Source organism: Pseudonocardia sp. ICBG1293, assembly GCF_020131355.1.
Taxonomy (GTDB): domain Bacteria; phylum Actinomycetota; class Actinomycetes; order Mycobacteriales; family Pseudonocardiaceae; genus Pseudonocardia.
The window spans coordinates 244,003-256,737 of the sequence record NZ_JAHLEL010000047.1 but is presented as its reverse complement, the minus strand read 5'-3'; the positions used below and the strand labels follow the sequence as shown (position 1 = coordinate 256,737).

The window sequence follows — 12,735 nt, the reverse complement described above, 5'->3', positions numbered from 1 at the left end:
ACTGATCATCGCGCAGGCCCGACCAGCCGGGTTAGGAGACGCGCCCTAGTGGCCGGGGAAATCGGGGGTGCGCTTCTCCGCGAAGGTGGTGATGCCCTCGCGCCAGTCCGCGGAGCGCTCGTGCAGGGCGGACGCCTCGAGCTCGCGCTGGACCGCGACGGGCAACGGGGTGTCGTGGGCGTCGTGGGCCAGCCGCTTCATGGCGGCCAGCCCCACGGGGCTGCGGCTCGCGATCCGGGCGGCCAGGCGGTCGACGGCCCCGACGAGCTCCTCGGGATCCACCACGTCGACCACGAGGTCGGTGCCGAGATAGCGTTCGGCGGGGTGCAGGTCACCGGTGAACATCAGGTGCTTGGCGGTCGCGAGCCCGAGCCGGCGGACCAGCCGGACCGACGCGCCGCCCCCCGGGATCTGCCCGTACACCGCGTGGCCGTCGCCGATCCGCGCGGTGCGGGAGGCGATCACCAGGTCGCAGACCAGGAGCAGCTCGAGGCCCCCGCCGACCGCGATCCCGTTCGCGGCGGCGACGACCGGCGTGGGGAAGGACTCGATGCGGTCGAGGACCGCCCGGACGCGGTGCAGGAAGGCGTTGCCCGCGCTCGCCGCCCCGGGGGGTGCGGGGGCATCCGCCAGCGAGCGCGCGTAGCGCAGGTCCGCGCCCGCGCAGAACGCCGTCCCCGTCGCCGAGAGCACCACGACGCGCACGCCGGGGTCCGCGGCGGCGGCGTCGAGGCCCGCCGTCAGCCCGTCGAGGACGTCCTGGTCGATGCCGTTGAACACCTCCGGCCGGTTGAGCCGGAGCCAGAGCGCGGGTCCGCGGCGTTCCCGCAGTACGGCGGCGTCGGTGAGGGTGGAGGTCATCGGTTCAGTCCTTACTGAGGATCGTGACGACGCACGCCGCGCCCTCGGGATGGGTGTAGCCCCCCGCGTTCTCGGCGAGCCCGACGCGCGCGCCCTGCACCTGCCGGTCCGCGGCCCGCCCGCGGAGCTGCGTGACGAGCTCGACGAGCTGGGCCGCGCCGGTCGCGCCGACCGGGTGCCCCCGTGAGACGAGCCCGCCGCTGGTGTTCACCGGCACCCGGCCACCGAGCCGGGTCGCCCCGGAGTGCAGGAGCTTCGGACCCTCGCCGGGCGGGCAGAGGCCGAGCTTCTCGGTGACGATCAGCTCGTTGGGCGACGCGGCGTCGTGGACCTCGACGACGTCGAGATCGTCGGGGCCGACGGCCGCCTCGGCGTAGGCGGCGTCGATGGTGCGTTGCTCCAGGCCCGGTTCGGCCCCGCCGGGGACCCCGGAGCGCAGCGCCGAGGCCCGGACCCGTACCGCGGCGGAGCGGTCGGCGACGAGGTCGGTCGCCCGCAGGACGAGCGCGGCGGCGCCGTCGGCGATGGGGGAGCACATCAGCATGGTGAGCGGCCCGGCGACGGTGCGGCTGGCGAGGATCTCGTCGACCGAGCGCGCGGTGCGGTACTGCGCCCGGGGGTTGCGCGCCCCGTGCCAGGAGTTCTTCGCCGCGACCTCGGCGAAGTCGGCGGCCGTCGCACCGGACCTGGCCGTGTAGTCCGCGCAGGTCCTGGCGTAGACCTCCATGAAGAACGAGTCGGCGGGGCCGTCCCGGCCGGTGAGCTCGTGGTGGAACTCCTCGATCCGGTCCACGTCCGCCGCGGTGGTGAGGGCGTCGAGCGCGGCGCGGGTGCCCTTGCCGCTCATCTTCTCGGTCCCGACGACGAGCACGGTGCCGTAGGCGCCCGAGCGGATCGCGCACAGCGCGACGTGGACCGCGGTGGAACTGCCGGCGCAGGCGTTCTCGACGTTGACGAGCGGCGTGCCGACGAGGCCGGTCCCGGAGGTCACGACCTGGCCGCGCGTCATCTCCTGCCCGGTGAGCAGGCCCGCGACGGCGTTGGCGTGCACCACCAGGTCCACGTCGGCGGTGCCGAGGCCCGGAGTCGGCCAGCGCCTCGTCGATCGCGGTGGTGCCCAGCTGGCGCAAGGAGGTGTCGGGGAACCTCCCGAACTCGGTGATCCCGACCCCGGTGATGCTGACATCTCGCACGGCGTGCCTTCCGTCCACGGTGACTGGCCGAACCGAGGCTTGCAGAATACTAACTAATAAGTGAATATTACCGCCGACACCGATCCGGAGCGCGCGCCCTCGGCGCAGCGCGGAGAGGGGAGAGCGACGTGGCTCCCGGTTCGACTTCCGAGGCGCCCCATCTGGTGGGCCCCTCCTACAGCGACGTGATCGTCGAGGCGCTGACCCGCTACCCGACCCGGGACGCCTTCGTCCTCGGCGGGCGCCGGACGACCTACGCCGAGCTCGCCGACATGGTCGGCCGTATTCAGCGAGTGCTGGCCGACCACGGGATCCGGCCCGGGCGCGGCGTCGGGGTGCTCAGCCCGAACGCACCCGAGGTCTTCGCGGTGCAGGCGGCGACCTTCCTGACCGGCGCCCGCTACTCGGGCCTGCACGCGCTGGGCTCGGTCGACGACCACGTCCTGCTCTGCGAGGACGCCGAGATCGAGGTCCTCGTCGTGCACCCGGCGTTCGCCGGGACCGCGGCCGAGATCGCCGCCCGGGCCGGGTCGGTGAAGCACGTCCTGGGCATCGGCCCCTCCGAGGCCGGCCCGGACCTGCTCGCGCTGTGCGCCGCGGCCGGCCCCGGTCGCCTGGTCGCCCCCGTCGTCGACGAGGACACGACCGCCTGGCTGCAGTACACCGGCGGGACGACGGGCCGGCCGAAGGGGGCGATGCTGTCGCACCGCGCGCTGGTCCAGGAGGTCCAGACCCTGACCGCGTCCTGGGGGCTCCCCGAGCGCCCGGTCTACCTCGCGTCCTCGCCCATCACCCACGCCGCGGTGCTTCCCGTGGTGCCGGTCCTCGCCCGCGGCGGCACCGTCGTGCTCCAGCAGGGATTCGACCCCGACGCCTGGCTGACCCTGGTCGAACGCGAACGCGTGAACTACGCGTTCCTCGTCCCCACGATGCTCTACACGATGCTGGACAAGGCCGACCCGGCCGCGCGGGACACCTCCTCGCTGGAGACGCTCTGCTACGGGGCGGCGCCGATGACGCCCTCCCGCCTGCTCGAGGCCCACGAGGTGTTCGGGCAGGTCATGATGCAGGTCTACGGCCAGACCGAGTGCATCGGGATGACCACGAGCCTGCGCAAGGACGAGCACGATCCCGTCGGTCGCCCGGATCTGCTCACCTCGTGCGGGCGCGCCGCACTCGGGGTGCGTGTCGAGATCCTCGACGAGGAGGGTGCCCCGGTGTCCGCCGGCGACGTCGGTGAGATCGGCGTCCGGTCCCGGGTGGTGATGAACGGGTACTGGAAGCGGGAGCAGGAGACCTCGGAGGCCCTGCGCGGCGGATGGCTCCGCACCGGGGACATGGCCGTGCGCGACGACGACGGCTTCCTGCACATCGTGGACCGCAAGAAGGACATGATCGTCACCGGCGGGTTCAACGTGTTCCCCCGCGAGGTCGAGGACGTGCTGACCGGTCACGCGGACGTCCGGCAGGCCGCGGTGATCGGGCTCCCGGACGACCGGTGGGGCGAGATGGTGACCGCGTTCGTCGTCGCGCGGCCCGGTGCCGGGGTCGACGCCGGCGAGCTCACCGCGCTGGTGCGCGGCCGCAAGGGCGCGCACCAGGCCCCCAAGCGCGTCGAGTTCGTCCCGGAGCTGCCGACCACGGCCGTCGGGAAGATCGACAAGAAGGCGTTGCGCGCCGCCCACTGGACCGGCCAGGGCCGGAACGTCCACTGATGTCTGGAGACCCCGTGACCCCGTTCGTCCTCGACCAGGACCATCTGCACTTCCGGGACTCGGTGCGTGACCTCGCCCGGCGGGAGTTCCTCGACACCTACCACGCACGTGCGGCGCGCACCGAGTTCCCGCACCAGGAGCTGAAGAGGCTGGCCGAGGCCGGGCTGACGAACCTGACCCTCGACGAGGAGTCGGGCGGTCAGGGTGCCGACCTGCTCGCCCTCGCGATCGCCTGCGAGGAGGTGGGCTACGCCGACCCGAACATGGCCTACATCCTGTTCAGCATGAACAGCCTGGTGTCGTTGCTGGCCGCGCAGGAGTCCGCGGCGATCCGGAGCTGGTCACCGAGGATCGCCGCGGGCGACGCGCTCGGATGCTGGGCGGTGACCGAGCCCGGTACCGGGTCCGACGCCGCGGCGCTCCGGACGAAGGCCGTGCGGGTCGACGGCGGGTAGCTGCTCACGGGCGAGAAGACCTCGGTCACCCAGGCGCCGCACGCCGACGTCGCAGTCGTCCTCGCCCAGACCGACCCCGCCCGCAAGGCCCGGGGGATCGGCTGCTTCCTCGTGGAGTGCGCCGACCCGACGGTCAGCTCGCAGAGCTTCGACGACCCCGGGTTCAAGCCCCTCGGGCGGGGATCGATCACGATGGACGACACGTTCGTCCCGGACGAGCGGGTCCTGGCCGCGCCCGGCCGCGGGTTCGGCCAGGTCATGGCCGAGTTCGACCTGAGCCGTACCCTGATCGCGCTGACCTGCGTCGGCTCGGCCCAGCGCGCACTCGACTCGGCCGCCTCCTACGCGACGCAGCGGACCTCGTTCGGGCGGCCGCTGGCCACGAACCAGGGCGTCTCGTTCCCGATCGCCGAGCACACCACCTACCTGGCCGCCGTCCGGGCGCTGGCCTACCAGACCATCGGCCTGCGGATGGCCGGACAACCGCACACCACCCAGGCCGCGATGCTGAAGTGGTGGGCACCGAGGGTGGCCTTCGCCGCCATCCAGGAGTCGGTCGTGCTCCACGGCCAGGTCGGCTGGTCCGACGAGATGCCGTTGCAGTCCCTGCTGCGCGACGTCTCCGGCTACCAGATCGGGGACGGGACACCGCAGATCCAGAAGATCATCATCGCCCGGGACGTCCTGGGCCGGGACGCCCTGGGGGCCTGAGGTGCGGAGGGGACATGACCGCAGCCGGCAGTGAGGTCGTCACCGTGGGAGCGCGGGAGCGGCGCAGCGCGGCCCGGCGCAAGGAGCTGTCGAGCTTCCTGCGGGCGGCCCGGGAACGCGTCAAGCCTGCGGAACACGGGCTGGCCGTCGGCGCCCGCCGACGCGCGCCGGGGCTCCTCCGGGAGGAGGTCGCCCAGCTCGCCGCCATCAGCTCCAGCTGGTACTCCTGGCTGGAGCAGGGCAGGCACATCCAGGTCTCCGGACAGGTGCTCGCCTCGGTCGCGGACGTCCTGCGGCTCAGCCCGGCGGAACGGGACCACGTCTTCGTCCTCGCCGGGCACACCCCGCCCGGGGCCGCCCAGGCCCGGGGGAGTGCCGACTCGGTCGCGGACCGGGCGCTGCGGCGCATGGTCCACCAGCTCCGGGACGCACCCGCGTACCTCGTCGACGCCCGCTGGGACATCGTGGAGTGGAACGAGGCGGCCACCGTCCTGTTCGGGCTGCCCCTGCACGAGGTGCCCCGGGCGGAGCGCAACGCGCTGCGGTTCGCGCTGCTCGGCACCCACGCCCCGCTCCGCTTCCTGGACCCGGTGGGCAGTGCACACGTCCACGTCGCCCGGTTCCGGGCCGACACCACCGCCCTGATCGGTGAGCCGGAGTTCGAGGAGCAGATCGAGTCGCTGCTGCGCGACAGCAGCCTGTTCCGCCGCCTCTGGCCGCTGCGGGAGGTGCACCGGCGGGGACCGGGCCCGCTCTCCTACCGGCACGACGCTCTCGGGCCCCTGCGGTTCGACTTCGTCCCCACGACGGCCGACCACGGATCCGGCCTACGTCTGCACTCCTTCCTGCCCGTCCGGGCCGACCTGTGAGGACACCTCGAGCATGAGAGCGACCTGGTACGACCGCACCGGCCCGGCGGAGGTCCTGATCCACGGCGAGCTCGACGACCCGGAGCCCGCGCCGGGCGAGGTCCGGGTGCGGGTGCACGCCTCGGGCGTGAACCCCGCCGACGTCAAGCGGCGCCGGGGGTGGGCCGGGCTGCGGATGGACTTCCCCCGGCAGGTGCCGCACGACGACGGTGCCGGCGTCGTCGACGCGGTCGGCCCGGGCGTCGACCCGGGACGCCTCGGCACGCGGGTGTGGCTCCACGACACCAGGGTGGGCAGAGCGGTCGGCACCGCCGCGGAGCTCGTCTGCGTGCCGGGACGCCACGCCGAGCCGCTGCCCGATGCCGTCGGCTTCGTCGAGGGCGCCAGCATCGGCGTCCCGGGCCGGACCGCACACCGCTGCCTGTTCCGCGACGGGCCCATCGCGGGTGCGACCGTCCTGGTCGCCGGGGCCGCGGGCGCCGTCGGCCACGCCGCCGTCCAGCAGGCGGTGGCCGCGGGCGCCACGGTGATCGGCACCGTCGGGCGGGAGGAGAACCGTGGGATCGCCGCGGCCGCGGGCTGTGCGCTGGTGCTGGACCGCCGCCGCGACGACCTCGTCGCCGCGGTCCTCGACGCGACCGACGGTCGCGGGGTGGACCGGATCGTCGAGGTCGACCTGGCCGCGAACATGGAGACCGACGCCCGGTGCGTCGCCGTCAACGGCGCGATCGCCGTCTACGGCACCGACTCCGGGCACAAGCCCGTGGTCCCGGTGTGGCGGCTGATGAACGCGAGCGTGTCCGTGCACTTCGAGCTGCTCTACAACCTGCCCCACGCCGCGCACCGCCGGGCCGCCGACGACCTGAACCGCTGGCTCGTCGAGGGATCGTTCGCCCCGCGCATCGGGCGGCGCTTCCCCGCCGACCAGGTCGCCGCCGCGCACGACGCGGTCGAGTCCGGACAGGGCGACGGGAACGTCGTCGTCGACGTCGTCCCCGGGTGAGCGGCCGGGCCGACGGGAGGGGAGCCGTCCGGGTCCGCGCCGGTGCGGACCCGGCCGCCGCACGTCCCCGTGCCCGGGATGACCGTTCGACGCCCCGTGAGGTCCCGACGCCCGACGGCGGAATCGTCGGAGGTGCCCGCGGGTTGCCCCGGACATGAGAATCGGCATCATCGGTGCAGGACAGATCGGTGGCACGCTCGCCCGGCGGCTCGCCGAGCTCGGACACGAGGTACGGGTCGCGAACTCCCGGGCGCCGGAGACCGTGCCCGACCACGTCACCGCGACGGGCGCGAAGGCCGTCCTGGCGGAGGACGCCGCGGCGGGCGCGGAGCTCGTGATCGTCTCGATCCCGCAGAAGAACACCCCGGACCTCGCCCCGGGCACGGTACCGACCGGGGTACCGGTGATCGAGACCAACAACTACTACCCGCAACAGCGGGACGGCCTGATCCAGGCCATCGAGGACGGCACGCCGGAGAGCGTCTGGGTCGCCGGGCAACTCGGCACCGACTCGGTCTACAAGGTCTTCAACGGCATCTGGTGGAAGCACCTGCTGGAGAAGGGGGTCCCCGCGGGGACCCCGGGCCGGATCGCGCTGCCGGTCGCGGGCGCACCCGGCGCGGACAAGCAGACCGTGTTCGCACTGGTCGACGAGCTCGGCTTCGACCCGGTCGACGGCGGCACACTGGCCGAGTCGTGGCGCCAGCAGCCCGGAACACCGGTCTACGGCAAGGACCACGACGCGGAGCGGGCGACGGCCGCGCTGGCGGGGGCGAGCCCGGAGCGCACCGAGGAGTGGCGCGCGGCCTGACGAGTGCACCCCGGTGCCCGACCCGGTCCCGGCCCGGTGCCGTCACGGCGCCGGGCCGGGCCCTGTCGGCGCCGGGCCGTGGCGACGTCACAGATAGGGCCGGGTGATCATCTCCAGGTAATGGCCGGCCGGGTCGAGGAAGTACACCCCACGACCGCCGTGCCCGTGGTTGATCTCCCCGGGGCGGGTGCGCTGCGGGTCGGCCCAGTGCTCCGCGCCGTCCGCGACGAGCCGGGCGTACGCGCGGTCGAACAGGGCGTCGTCGACGAGGAACGCGTAGTGCTGGGGCGCGATCGCGGGCCCCGCGTCGGGCGGCAGGTCGGCGAACTGGAGGAGGACACCGCCGTCGAGGGCGATGTTCGTGAACGGGCCCCAGGACGGGGCCTGCGCCGCCTCCAGGACGTGCCGGTAGAACGCGGCGGAGGCCTCCCGGTCCCGGGTGGCGATGATCGTGTGGTTGAACGTGCAGGTCATACAGGTCTCCTGAGGACAGGGGGACCACGCGAACGACCTACGGAAGGAGCTGCGCCCGCGGGCCCGTGCGGGACTGGCGAGGACTCCTTCCGGCGGGGCCCATCGGGGGCGCACCCGCGACGGTAGCAGCGCCGGGTTCAGCGCAGCGCCGCGTTGCCGATGTCCTGCGCTGCCCGCAGCCCCCGGCCCACCGGCACCTGTCCGGCGAACAGCTCGTCGAGCGACGGCTCCATCGCCGTGGTGGCGGCCCCGACCTTCGGTCCGACCGGGGCCGGGACGGTCGGCCCGTCCGCGACGAACTCCCGGGTGTCGACGCCCCGGCGCGCCCACTGGTCGAACCAGCCGCGCTGGGCCGCGGTCACCGCGGGGAGGCCCGCGCCGCTGTCACCGACCGGCGCGGCGCCCTCGGGCGAGCCCAGCCAGCGCAGCACCCGCAGGATCTCCGGTCGTCTCGGGCTGTCGGCGTTGCCGGCGGCGACGATGCTCGACACCACGCTGGCCCGGCCCTGCGGTCCCTCGACCATCGGCGCGATCCCCCAGTCGAACGTCGCGCCCTCGGCCACGTTGGCGAGGTTGTAGGTGCCGCTCTGGAACAGCGCCATCCGGCCCTGCAGGAACTGGTCGCGGCTGAAGTCCGGGTTCTGGTTCGTGTCGGCGGCCGAGGGGGCCACCCGCTCGTTGTTGATCATGTTCACCAGGTAGCCGAACGCCTGCTCGCCCGCGGGCGTCGCGAAGTCGAAGGTCTCGTCGGGGGCCTGGAGCCGTCCGCCCGCCGAGCCGAGGAAGTCGAGATAGATCGCCTGCAGGTCGCGGGCGGCGTTGAAGCCGTACCGGCGCACCGTGCCGGGGTCGAAGCCGGGCGTGCCCGCGCTGCGCCCGGCGGCGTCGACGGTCAGCCGCCTCGCCGCGGGGAGCAGGGTGTCGCGCGCGGCGTCGGTCGGGTCCCAGCGCAGCGCAGCCGGGTCGACCCCGGTGGCCCGGACCAGGTCCTTGTTGTAGAACAGGGCGATCCGCCCGTCGGTCAGTGCCGGGACGCCCCACAGGGTGCCGCCGCGGGTGTACTGCGCGGCCGCCGCGTCCACCCAGCCGGCGCGCTGGTCGGCGAGCGCGGCACCGACGTCGATCAGCTTCCCGGCGTCGGCGAACGCCCCGAAGTTCGACGAGTTGACCCAGAAGACGTCGGTCGCGGTGCCGGAGGCGACGTCCAGCGGCAGCGAGGTGAAGTAGTCCTCGAACGGCACCTGCACGAGCTGCACCCGGATGTCCGGGTTGGCCTGCGAGAACGCCGCGAACGAGCGCTCGTAGGCCGCCGCGACCTGGGTGTCCCACAGCCGCAGCGTCACCGTGGTGACCCCGTCCCCGCCGTCTCCGGTGGACTCGTCGAAACGGGACGCCGGTGAGCACGCCGTCAGCAGCAGCACCCCGACCAGCGCCAGGGTGGCCCCGACCCGGCGCCTCACCGGAACCCCGTGATCGTGATCGAGCGGACCACGCTGCGCTGGAACACCAGGAACAGCACGATCAGCGGGACGATCGCGACCGTCGTCGCGGCCATCACGACCGGCCAGTTGCCGTTGTACTGCGTCTGCAGGCCCGCGGTGGCGACCGTCATCACCTGCCAGGTCCGTCCGGAGGTGATCACCAGCGGCCAGAGGAAGTTGTTCCAGTGGGTCACCACCGTGATCACCGCCAGCGTCGTGAGGATGGGCCGGCTCACCGGTACGACGACGTGCCGGAGGATCCCGAGCGTCCCGGCGCCGTCGAGCCGGGCGGCGTCGATCAGGTCCTGCGGGATGGTCCGGAAGTGCTCGCGCAGCAGGAAGATCGCGAACGGCGACCCGAGGACGTAGGGCAGCACCAGCGCCCAGAACGTGTTCCGCAGCCCCACCCCGGTCATCATCAGGTACAGCGGGATCACCGTCACCGCCTGGGGCACCATCAGGGTCCCCAGGAACACCCAGAACAGTGCGTCGCGGCCCGGGAACTCCAGCCGGGCGAAGGCGTAGGCGGCGAGCACCGAGAACAGCAGCTGCCCCACCAGGACGACGACCACGACCTGCGCGGTCACCGCGATCGGGGTCACGAAGTCGTAGTCGCGGCCGAACAGGGTCACGATGTTCTCGGCGGTCGGTGGGGCCGGCGGCGACAGCACCGGCGTCGCCGCGAACTGCCGGGTCGTCTTCAGCGCCGTCGTCACGCTCAGCACGAACGGCGCCAGCGTCGCCACCGCGCCGACGAGCAGCGCGAGCAGCAGGCCGCGTCGACGAGCCTGCCCCGCCTCACGTGTCGAGCTCGTAGGTCGTGCGGCGGGCGAACCACCGCTGCTGGGCCACGGTCACGGCCACCAGGATCACGAACAACACCACCGCCATCACCGCGGCCTGCCCGACCGCACGGTTCTCGAACGCCTCGTAGTAGATCCGCCCGGCGACGACGTCGGTAACACCCCGTGGCCCCCCCGTTGGGGGTGAGGGCGTACACCGAGTCGAACACCTGGAAGCTGGAGATGACCCCGGTGACCAGCACGAAGAACAGGGTGGGCCGCAACAGCGGCAACCGGATCCGCCACAGCAGCTGCCAGGCCGACGCCCCGTCGAGCCGGGCCGCCTCGACGATCGTGTCCGGGATCGCGCGCAGCCCGGCGAGGAAGAACAGGGCGACGTAGCCGACCTGGGTCCACGCGGTCACCGCCGCGACCGACGGCAGCGCCAGCACCGGGTCGGCCAGCCACTCGATGCGCACCCCGAGCAGCGCGTTGAGCGCACCGTCGGTGGGGGACAGGATCCACCGCCACACCACGCCCAGGACCAGCGGCGCGCAGATCCACGGCAGTACGAAGACCACCCGGAACACCGTCGTGCCGGGCAGGCCGCGGTCCAGCAGCAGCGCCGCCGCCAGGCCGAGGACGGTCTGCACCGGGATCACGATGAGCACGAAGAACGCCGTCACCAGCAGCGAGCGGGCGAACCGGCCGTCGGTCGCGACGTCGACGACGTTGTCGAGCCCGGCGAAGCGCAGCGGCCCGACCAGGTCCCACCGGAACAGCGCCAGTCCCAGCACGATCAGCACCGGCGCCAGCAGGAACAGCACCACACCCACCAGGCTGGGTGCGAGCAGCAGGTAGGCCGTGCGGGTGTCCCGCCGGGTGCGGCTCACGTGCCGTGCGCGAAGCCCGCGGCCTCGCTGCCCCGGACGGGTCCGGTCTGGCGGCGCAGCCGCTCCAGCACCCGTGACAGGTCGTCGAGCAGCAGCGCTGCCAGGTCGTGGCTGAACCCGTTGCGCACCACGATCCGCAGCGCCGCCAGGTCCTCCCGATCCTTCGGGAAGGTGTACGCCGGGACCAGCCAGCCGGTCTCGCGCAGCCCCGCCGACACGTCGAACACCGAGAACGGCTCCCCGTCGGCGACGGTGAACGCGAACACCGGCAGCTGCGAGCCGTCGGTGAGCAGCCGGAACGCCCCCGTCGCCTCGATCCGCCGGGCGAGCCCGGTCGCGATCTCCCGGCAGGTGCCCTGCACGCGGGCGAAGCCCTCCCGGCCCAGGCGCAGGAAGGTGTAGTACTGGGCGATCACCTGGCCGCCGGGACGGGAGAAGTTCAGGGCGAACGTCGGCATGTCCCCGCCGAGGTAGTTCACCCGGAAGACCAGGTCCTCGGGCAGCGCGTCGGTGTCGCGCCACACCGCCCACCCGACGCCCGGATGCACCAGCCCGTACTTGTGCCCGGAGGTGTTGATCGAGGCCACCCGTGGCAGCCGGAAGTCCCACTCCAGCTCCGGGTCGCAGAACGGCGCGACCATCGCCCCCGACGCGCCGTCGACGTGGACGGGCACGTCCAGCCCGGTGCGTTCCTGCAGGTCGTCGAGTGCGGCGCACAGCTGCGCGACCGGTTCGTAGCTGCCGTCGAACGTGGACCCCAGGATCGCCACGACGCCGATGGTGTTCTCGTCGCAGAGGGCGACGGCCTCGTCCACGCCCAGGTGCAGCCGGTCACCCTCCATCGGACCAGCCGCGGCTCCACGTCCCAGTAGTTCGCGAACTTGTCCCAGCAGATCTGGACGTTCACGCCCATCACGATGTTCGGCCGGTCGACCGGCTTCCCCTCGGCGCGGCGGCGGTGCTGCCAGCGCCGCTTGAGGGCCAGGCCGCCGAGCATGCAGGCCTCCGACGACCCCGTCGTCGAGCAGCCGATCGCGCGGCCCGGGTCGGGGGCGTGCCACAGGTCGGCGAGCATCCGCACGCACCGCTGCTCCAGGTCGGCGGTCCGCGGGTACTCGTCCTTGTCGATCATGTTCTTGTCGAAGGACTCGGTCATCAGACGCTCGGCCTGCGGCTCGGCCCACGTGGTCACGAACGTGGCCAGGTTCAGCCGGGCGTTGCCGTCGAGCATCAGCTCGTCGTGGACCACCTGGTAGGCGATCTCGGGGTGCAGGCCGGAGTCGGGCATCCGGAACCGGGGGATGTCGACCGGCTCCGCCGCGAACACGGGGTTGACCGGGATCCCGCGGTCGCCACCGCGGTCCTCCGAGGGTGAGTGCGCACCGGGCATGATCTGCAAACTAGTACTCCAGCCGCACTTCGTTAGCTGAGCTGTCTTCGTCGTCGATAGTGGCTTTCGCGGGCTCGGTGTTGGTGGCGACGTCGCC

The 12,735-nt window shown here is 73.1% G+C and carries 12 protein-coding genes and 1 pseudogene; 6 read left to right on the top strand and 7 right to left on the bottom strand.

Translation table 11 applies throughout. The features are described 5' to 3' along the window. Positions 1–45: 45 nt before the first annotated feature. Positions 46–861: an enoyl-CoA hydratase/isomerase family protein gene (locus KPF47_RS24500; RefSeq protein WP_224391148.1), complete on the bottom strand. Its 816-nt coding sequence runs from the start codon at positions 859–861 to the stop codon at positions 46–48. Positions 862–865: 4 nt separating this feature from the next. Continuing rightward, complete coding sequence (locus KPF47_RS24495; RefSeq protein WP_308015477.1) at positions 866–1,915, bottom strand: thiolase family protein; 1,050 nt, start codon at positions 1,913–1,915, stop codon at positions 866–868. Between the two features lie 303 nt (positions 1,916–2,218). Between KPF47_RS24495 and KPF47_RS24490 the strand changes: the two genes are divergently transcribed. From KPF47_RS24490 to KPF47_RS24465, 6 genes are all read left to right on the top strand, one after another. After that, complete coding sequence (locus KPF47_RS24490; RefSeq protein WP_224391146.1) at positions 2,219–3,769, top strand: AMP-binding protein; 1,551 nt, start codon at positions 2,219–2,221, stop codon at positions 3,767–3,769. A gap of 14 nt (positions 3,770–3,783) precedes the next feature. Next, complete coding sequence (locus tag KPF47_RS24485) at positions 3,784–4,224, top strand: acyl-CoA dehydrogenase family protein (protein WP_224391145.1); 441 nt, start codon at positions 3,784–3,786, stop codon at positions 4,222–4,224. Positions 4,225–4,416: 192 nt separating this feature from the next. Further along, positions 4,417–4,935 carry an acyl-CoA dehydrogenase family protein gene (locus KPF47_RS24480; protein WP_224391144.1) on the top strand — a complete coding sequence of 173 codons (519 nt, stop codon included), beginning with the start codon at positions 4,417–4,419 and terminating at the stop codon, positions 4,933–4,935. Between the two features lie 14 nt (positions 4,936–4,949). Beyond that, positions 4,950–5,804 (top strand): helix-turn-helix transcriptional regulator, encoded by an 855-nt coding sequence (locus KPF47_RS24475; RefSeq protein WP_224391143.1) that lies wholly within the window; start codon positions 4,950–4,952, stop codon positions 5,802–5,804. 13 nt (positions 5,805–5,817) lie between these two features. Continuing rightward, positions 5,818–6,807: an NADPH:quinone reductase gene (locus KPF47_RS24470; RefSeq protein ID WP_224391142.1), complete on the top strand. Its 990-nt coding sequence runs from the start codon at positions 5,818–5,820 to the stop codon at positions 6,805–6,807. A 154-nt stretch (positions 6,808–6,961) separates the two neighbouring features. Further along, entirely contained in the window at positions 6,962–7,618 is a 657-nt protein-coding gene (locus KPF47_RS24465) for an NADPH-dependent F420 reductase (protein ID WP_224391141.1), read from the top strand. Between the two features lie 87 nt (positions 7,619–7,705). Here KPF47_RS24465 and KPF47_RS24460 read toward each other — a convergent pair whose 3' ends face one another. From KPF47_RS24460 to KPF47_RS24440, 5 genes and pseudogenes are all read right to left on the bottom strand, one after another. Beyond that, positions 7,706–8,092 carry a VOC family protein gene (locus tag KPF47_RS24460; protein ID WP_224391140.1) on the bottom strand — a complete coding sequence of 129 codons (387 nt, stop codon included), beginning with the start codon at positions 8,090–8,092 and terminating at the stop codon, positions 7,706–7,708. Positions 8,093–8,229: 137 nt separating this feature from the next. Next, positions 8,230–9,552 (bottom strand): extracellular solute-binding protein, encoded by a 1,323-nt coding sequence (locus KPF47_RS24455; RefSeq protein ID WP_224391139.1) that lies wholly within the window; start codon positions 9,550–9,552, stop codon positions 8,230–8,232. Further along, on the bottom strand, positions 9,549–10,319 hold the full coding sequence (locus KPF47_RS24450) for a carbohydrate ABC transporter permease (protein ID WP_224391138.1): 771 nt from the start codon (positions 10,317–10,319) through the stop codon (positions 9,549–9,551). Before KPF47_RS24450 ends, KPF47_RS24455 begins: the two co-directional genes overlap by 4 nt. After that, on the bottom strand, positions 10,292–11,248 hold the full coding sequence (locus tag KPF47_RS24445) for a carbohydrate ABC transporter permease (RefSeq protein WP_224391137.1): 957 nt from the start codon (positions 11,246–11,248) through the stop codon (positions 10,292–10,294). The genes KPF47_RS24450 and KPF47_RS24445 overlap by 28 nt, the downstream gene beginning before the upstream one ends. After that, positions 11,245–12,638: pseudogene (locus KPF47_RS24440) on the bottom strand (glutamate decarboxylase). The gene KPF47_RS24445 and the pseudogene KPF47_RS24440 overlap by 4 nt, the downstream one beginning before the upstream one ends. Positions 12,639–12,735: the final 97 nt, after the last annotated feature.

What these genes read in the sequence shown, in the direction of transcription:
- KPF47_RS24500 (WP_224391148.1), bottom strand. Translation starts at nt 861, where the DNA reads ATGACCTCCACCCTCACCGACGCCGCCGTACTGCGGGAACGCCGCGGA.
- KPF47_RS24480 (WP_224391144.1), top strand. Translation starts at nt 4,417, where the DNA reads ATGGACGACACGTTCGTCCCGGACGAGCGGGTCCTGGCCGCGCCCGGC.
- KPF47_RS24475 (WP_224391143.1), top strand. Translation starts at nt 4,950, where the DNA reads ATGACCGCAGCCGGCAGTGAGGTCGTCACCGTGGGAGCGCGGGAGCGG.
- KPF47_RS24470 (WP_224391142.1), top strand. Translation starts at nt 5,818, where the DNA reads ATGAGAGCGACCTGGTACGACCGCACCGGCCCGGCGGAGGTCCTGATC.
- KPF47_RS24465 (WP_224391141.1), top strand. Translation starts at nt 6,962, where the DNA reads ATGAGAATCGGCATCATCGGTGCAGGACAGATCGGTGGCACGCTCGCC.
- KPF47_RS24460 (WP_224391140.1), bottom strand. Translation starts at nt 8,092, where the DNA reads ATGACCTGCACGTTCAACCACACGATCATCGCCACCCGGGACCGGGAG.